Origin of the sequence: Streptomyces purpurogeneiscleroticus (genome assembly GCF_020024005.1) — a bacterium.
Taxonomy (GTDB): domain Bacteria; phylum Actinomycetota; class Actinomycetes; order Streptomycetales; family Streptomycetaceae; genus Streptomyces; species Streptomyces purpurogeneiscleroticus.
Map to the genome: position 1 here is coordinate 1 of NZ_NHSG01000297.1, position 5,194 is coordinate 5,194.

Annotated in this window: 6 protein-coding genes; 4 read left to right on the forward strand and 2 right to left on the reverse strand. The window is 73.7% G+C overall.

Annotated elements, in window-relative coordinates; genetic code table 11:
- Positions 1 to 603, reverse strand: a 603-nt coding sequence (locus CCS38_RS19210) for a haloacid dehalogenase type II (RefSeq protein WP_223734530.1), incomplete at its 3' end; no start/stop codon positions are given.
- Between the two features lie 59 nt (positions 604 to 662).
- Here CCS38_RS19210 and CCS38_RS19215 point away from each other — a divergent pair.
- On the forward strand, positions 663 to 1,571 hold the full coding sequence (locus CCS38_RS19215) for an aminoglycoside phosphotransferase family protein (RefSeq protein ID WP_223734531.1): 909 nt from the start codon (positions 663 to 665) through the stop codon (positions 1,569 to 1,571).
- Here the strand turns inward: CCS38_RS19215 and CCS38_RS19220 are convergent.
- Positions 1,538 to 2,371: a methyltransferase domain-containing protein gene (locus tag CCS38_RS19220; RefSeq protein ID WP_223734532.1), complete on the reverse strand. Its 834-nt coding sequence runs from the start codon at positions 2,369 to 2,371 to the stop codon at positions 1,538 to 1,540. The two genes, CCS38_RS19215 and CCS38_RS19220, sit on opposite strands and share 34 nt — an antisense overlap.
- Before the next feature lie 79 nt (positions 2,372 to 2,450).
- On the opposite strand from CCS38_RS19220, the gene CCS38_RS19225 reads away from it, so the two are divergent.
- The 3 genes from CCS38_RS19225 to CCS38_RS19235 all read left to right on the forward strand — a co-directional run.
- Positions 2,451 to 2,909: an RrF2 family transcriptional regulator gene (locus tag CCS38_RS19225; protein WP_223734533.1), complete on the forward strand. Its 459-nt coding sequence runs from the start codon at positions 2,451 to 2,453 to the stop codon at positions 2,907 to 2,909.
- 157 nt (positions 2,910 to 3,066) lie between these two features.
- A complete protein-coding gene (locus CCS38_RS19230) occupies positions 3,067 to 4,002 on the forward strand; it encodes a sulfite exporter TauE/SafE family protein (RefSeq protein ID WP_223734534.1) in 936 nt (311 codons plus the stop codon).
- Between the two features lie 8 nt (positions 4,003 to 4,010).
- Positions 4,011 to 5,194, forward strand: a 1,184-nt coding sequence (locus CCS38_RS19235) for an acyl-CoA dehydrogenase family protein (RefSeq protein WP_223734535.1), incomplete at its 3' end; no start/stop codon positions are given.

Genomic DNA, 5,194 nt, shown 5'->3' on the forward strand with positions numbered 1-5,194 from the left:
GGGGCGGGCGATGTAGGCGGTGCACAGGCCGAGGTTCTGCGCTGCGCGCAGGTCCCAGGCATGGGCGGCGACCATCAGCAGCCGCTCCGGCGGTCGTCCGGAGACGGTGACGGCCAGCCGGTAGACCGCCGGGTCCGGCTTGTAGGTACGGGCGTCTTCGGCGGAGAGGGCCTGGTGCCAGCGGAGTCCGGCGTGGGCGTTGAGTTCCAGCAGCGCCGTCCGGCTCGCGTTGGAGAGTCCGATCAGCGGGAACCGTTCGGCGAGCCGGGCGAGCCCTGCCACGGTGTCGGGCCACGGTGGGAGCCGGCGGCCCGAGCGGGCCAGCGCCGCTACGGCGGCCGGGTCGTCGACTCCGGCGGCGTCGGCGACGAGCCGGGCGGCTTCCCGGTCGAGGGCGTCGCTGGGGAGGTAGGGCCGGACGCCGTCGAGCATCCGACGCTGCTCGCGGTCGATGTGCTGCTGCCACAACGACAGCAGCCGCTCGATTTCGGGATCGTCGAGAGCCGGGTCGAGTGCACGGATGCCGGCGCGGATACCGGCAGGTTCGTCGACGAGCGTGCCGAGTACGTCGAACACGAGGGCATCGATCTCTGACATGGGCATAGTTGACCGAACGCAGCGGGAAGCCACCGTGATTCCCGCACCCGGACCGAGGGGGGCTCATGCAGGACGGCGGGGGCGGGATCGATGTGGGTCTCGTGCGGCGGCTGGTCGGTGCGCAGTTCCCGCGATGGGCGGGGCTCGGCGTCGAGCCGGTGGATTCGGCGGGGACGTCCAATGCCATGTACCGGCTCGGCGGTGACATTGTCGTGCGGCTGCCGCGCACCGCGGGGTCCGCCGAGGATGTCGCGAAGGAACACGAGTGGCTGCCGCGGCTCGCCCCGCGGCTGCCGGTCGCCGTTCCGGTACCACTGGGCAAGGGGGTACCGGGCGAGGGATATCCCTGGCACTGGTCCGTCTACCGGTGGCTTCCGGGCCGCGCCCGGTCCGCCCCCGGACTCGGTCTCGGGCTCGATGCCGGTCTCTTCGCCAAGGACCTGGCCGAGTTCGTCGGTGCGCTGCGGCGCATCGATACCGCTGGTGGTCCGCCCTCCTATCGCAGTGAGCCCCTGGCGGCGCGGGACGCCGCCACGCGTGGTGATGTGGAAGCGCTGCGCGGGGTCATCGATACGGAGACGGCGACCGCCGCGTGGGAGGAGGCGCTGCGGGCGCCCGCGCCGGACGGGCCCGCGGTGTGGATCCACGCGGATCTGCAGCCGGGGAACGTCCTGGTCGAGGACGGGCGGCTGAGTGCCGTCATCGACTTCGGGTGCCTGGGGCTGGGTGACGCGGCAGTCGATCTGCTCGCGGCGTGGTACCTGCTGCCTGTCGATGCGCGCGCCGTCTTCCGTACCGCCGTGGCGGCCGACGACGCGGCCTGGGCGCGGGGCCGCGGCTGGGCGCTGTCGGTCGCCCTCGCCGAGCTGCGGTACTACCGGGTCACGAATCCGGTCATGGCGGCCATCGCCCGGCATGTCATCGGGGAGATCGTGACCGATCACGCACGCCGCCACGGCGGTACCGGCGTCTGATCGACCACCGGCTTGCGCCCCCACGCCGAGATCAGCGGTGCCGTCGTCAGGTCGAGTCCGCCGGTGGCGATGTTCGCGAGGTGTGCCTCGATCTCCTCGTCGGTGGCGAGACCGGCGTCGGTCAGGCGGTCGCGGAGCTGCCGTACGGTCGCGGCCTCCAGGGCGGTGCAGGCCGGCGAGGTGATGGGGAAGTAGGCGTCGGCCGCGACGTCGGTGAGGCCCGACTCGCGCAGCAGCCGCGGCAGGGTGCGGCCGAAGGCCAGGTCGGCGCCGCGCCGGGCGAGCAGTTCGCGGAAGCCGCGTCGCAGGCGGTTGGCCAGCCGCTGCTCGGGCCCGTACTCGTGCGGGCAGCTCAGCGGCTGCAGCGCCGGGTCGGCGTCCTCCAGTACGAGCCAGCCACCCGGCCGCAGCGCGCGCACCATCGCTTCGAGGGCGGCCGTGCGCTCGGGTACGTGCACGAGGACCAGCCGGGCGTGCACCAGGTCGAACGGTCCGGCCGGCGGCTCCTCCGTCCCCACGTCGTGGCGCGCGACCTCGAACGCGGCGTCCGGTGGCATCCAGGAGGTGTCGATGTCGGTGGCCAGTACGCGGCCGGCCGGCCCGGTCCGCGCGGCCAGCCAGGCCGGGACGGCGGGGCCGCCGGCCCCCACCTCCCAGCAGTGCCACCCCTCGGCCACGCCCACGGCCGTCAGGTGCCGGAAGGTGACCGGGTCGAAGAGCTCGGACAGCGCGTCGAAGCGCTGCCCCGCCTCGGACTGCCGGTTGTCGAGGAGGTATCCGTCATCGTTCGCGTGCGCCACCGGACGATCGTAGGACGCGGCGCCCGCGCCGGACGCCGGGCCGCCCGGCGCGCCGCCGGCCGTGCGGGATAATGCGGCTATGCGCATCTCAGCCAGGGCGGACTACGCGGTACGGGCCGCGCTGCAGCTCGCCGTATCCACCGCCGACGGGCCGCTGAAGGCCGAGGCCATCGCCGCCGCCCAGGAGATCCCGCACAAGTTCCTCGAGGGCATCCTGAACGACATGCGCCGCAGCGGGCTCGTCCGCAGCCAGCGCGGCGGCAACGGCGGTTACCGGCTGGCCAGGCCGGCCGAGGAGATCAGCATCGCGGAGGTCATCCGCGCGGTGGAGGGGCCGCTGGTGTCGGTGCGCGGCGTCCGGCCGCCGGAGCTGTCGTACACCGGGCCCGCCGAGTCGCTGCTGCCGCTCTGGGTCGCGCTGCGCGCCAACGTCCGCCAGATCCTGGACGGGGTCTCGCTGGCCGATGTCGCGGCGGCCCAACTCCCGCCGGAGGTACTGGGGTTGACCGAGTCGCCGGAGGCGTGGACGAATCCCTGAGGGATGTCTTCGCGACCCACTTGTCTCGCATAGAGAGACGGCTTAGTCCATAAGCTGAACAGCCTCTTGCTGTCGGAGATTTTCGCGGACAGTATCCCTACCAATCCAGTGGGAAACATAGGGAATCTGTGAGGTAGCCGTGCGTACGCTGATTCTGTTGGCCTTGGCCGGGCTCGGGGCCCAACTCGTGGACGGCAGCCTGGGCATGGCCTATGGCGTCACCTCCACGACCCTGCTGCTCGCCGTGGGCACCAATCCCGCGGCCGCGTCCGCCACCGTTCATCTGGCCGAGATCGGCACCACCCTCGCCTCGGGTGCGGCGCACTGGCGCTTCGGCAACGTCGACTGGCGCGTCGTGCTGAAGATCGGTATCCCCGGGGCCGTCGGCGCCTTCGCGGGCGCGACCTTCCTGTCCGCGCTCTCCACCGAGGTCGCGGAGCCGGTGATGGCCCTCGTCCTGCTGGGGCTCGGCCTGTACGTGCTGACCCGGTTCACGCTCGCCGGACTGCCCACCGGGAACCTCGACAAGCCGCTGCGCAAGCGGTTCCTGTCCCCGCTCGGGCTGGTCGCCGGGTTCCTGGACGCCACCGGGGGCGGCGGCTGGGGGCCGGTCGGCACGCCGGCGATCCTGGCCAGCGGCCGCCTCGAACCCCGTAAGGTCATCGGCTCCATCGACACCAGCGAGTTCCTGGTGGCGGTCGCGGCCAGCCTCGGCTTCCTCGTCGGCCTCGGCTCCGAAGGCGTCAACTGGCTCTGGGCCGTGGCCCTGCTGGCCGGCGGGCTGATCGCCGCGCCGATCGCCGCCTGGCTGGTCCGCCACGTACCGCCGCGCATCCTCGGCTCGGCGGTCGGCGGGGTCATCGTGCTCACCAACATCCGCACCCTGCTGCGGAGCGACTGGCTCGGCGCCGGTGACGCCGTTCAGTGGACGGTGTACGGACTGGTCTACGCGCTGTGGGCGGCCGCCGTCGGATACTCGGTCAAGGAGCACCGCCGCACCGCCGCGGCCGCACCGCGGCCCGCGGCCGACGCGCCGGAAACCGCGGACACGGCGGACGTCCGGCCCGCCGAAGCCGGTACGACGGGAAGGTGACCGCCGCGATGGCTGCGTACTCCGCCCGGCGCGCCGTCGCGCCGCCGCCGGACACCGGGCAGCAGGACGGCGACGGAATTTTGCCGCGTGCCGTGCGGGAGCTCGCCGATGATCTCGCCGTCGACGCGAGCGCCCGGGACCGGGCGGGCAAGCCGCCGTTCGAGGAGGTCTCCCGGCTGCGCGAGGCCGGCCTGCCGGGCTTCCTCGCGCCGCCAGGGCCGGGCGGGCGCGGCACCGACTGGGGTACCGCGTGCGCGGCCGTACGGGAGATCGCGGCGGCCGACAGCTCCGTCGCCGAACTCCTCGCCCGCCACTACGTACTGTCCTGGGGGCCGCGGCTGTTCGGCGCGCCGGAGCACGCGGCCCGCATCGAGTCCCGGGCGGCGCGCGAGCGGTGGCTCTGGGCCGGCAGCACCGAGGCACCCGGCGCGCCGGCCGGGGCCGGGCTGCTGCTCACGCCCGTCGGGAAAAAGGCGGGGCGGAAGTACGTACTGAACGGGCAGCGTGGCCTTGCTGCCGGCGCGGGTGTCGCCGACCGGCTCCTGCTGTCGGCGGTGCACGCCGACAGTGGCGAGACGGTGATCGTGGCCGTGGACCCGGCGTTCACCACCGTGTGTCCGGAGGCGCCCGAGGGGCGGCTCGGCCAGCGGCTCACCGGGGCCGCCACCGTGGACTTCGAGGACGTGCCGGTGGCGGCCGGGCAGGTGCTCGGCACCGTCCCGGGCGACGAGTACACCGTCTCCCCCTACACCGCGCTCGCCCCGCTCGCCCTCCGCCTCATCCTGCTCCACGTCGGGCTGGGCAACGCCGAGGGCGCCCTGGCCGAGGCGCGGGACATCAGCCGGGTGGCGCCCGGCGTCCATCCGTTCACCGACACCGGCAGCGGCGAGTACGAGGCGGCTCCCGGCGAGGACCCGTATCTGCTGCTCGCGTACGGCGAGTTGGCGACCTCGGCGCACAGCGCGTCGTCCGTCGTCGGCCGCGCGACGGACGCGATGGCACAGGGGCTCCTGATCGGCCCGGGGCTAGGCCCCGACGAACGCGCGGAGATCGCCTTCCTCGTGGCCGCCGCCGAGGCCGTCGCCACCGAGTCGGCGCTGCACATCACCACGCGCGTCCTCGAACTCACCGCCGGAAACCAGGCCCCCTCCCCCGCGACCGACCCCGGCTTCGACCGCTTCTGGCGCAACGC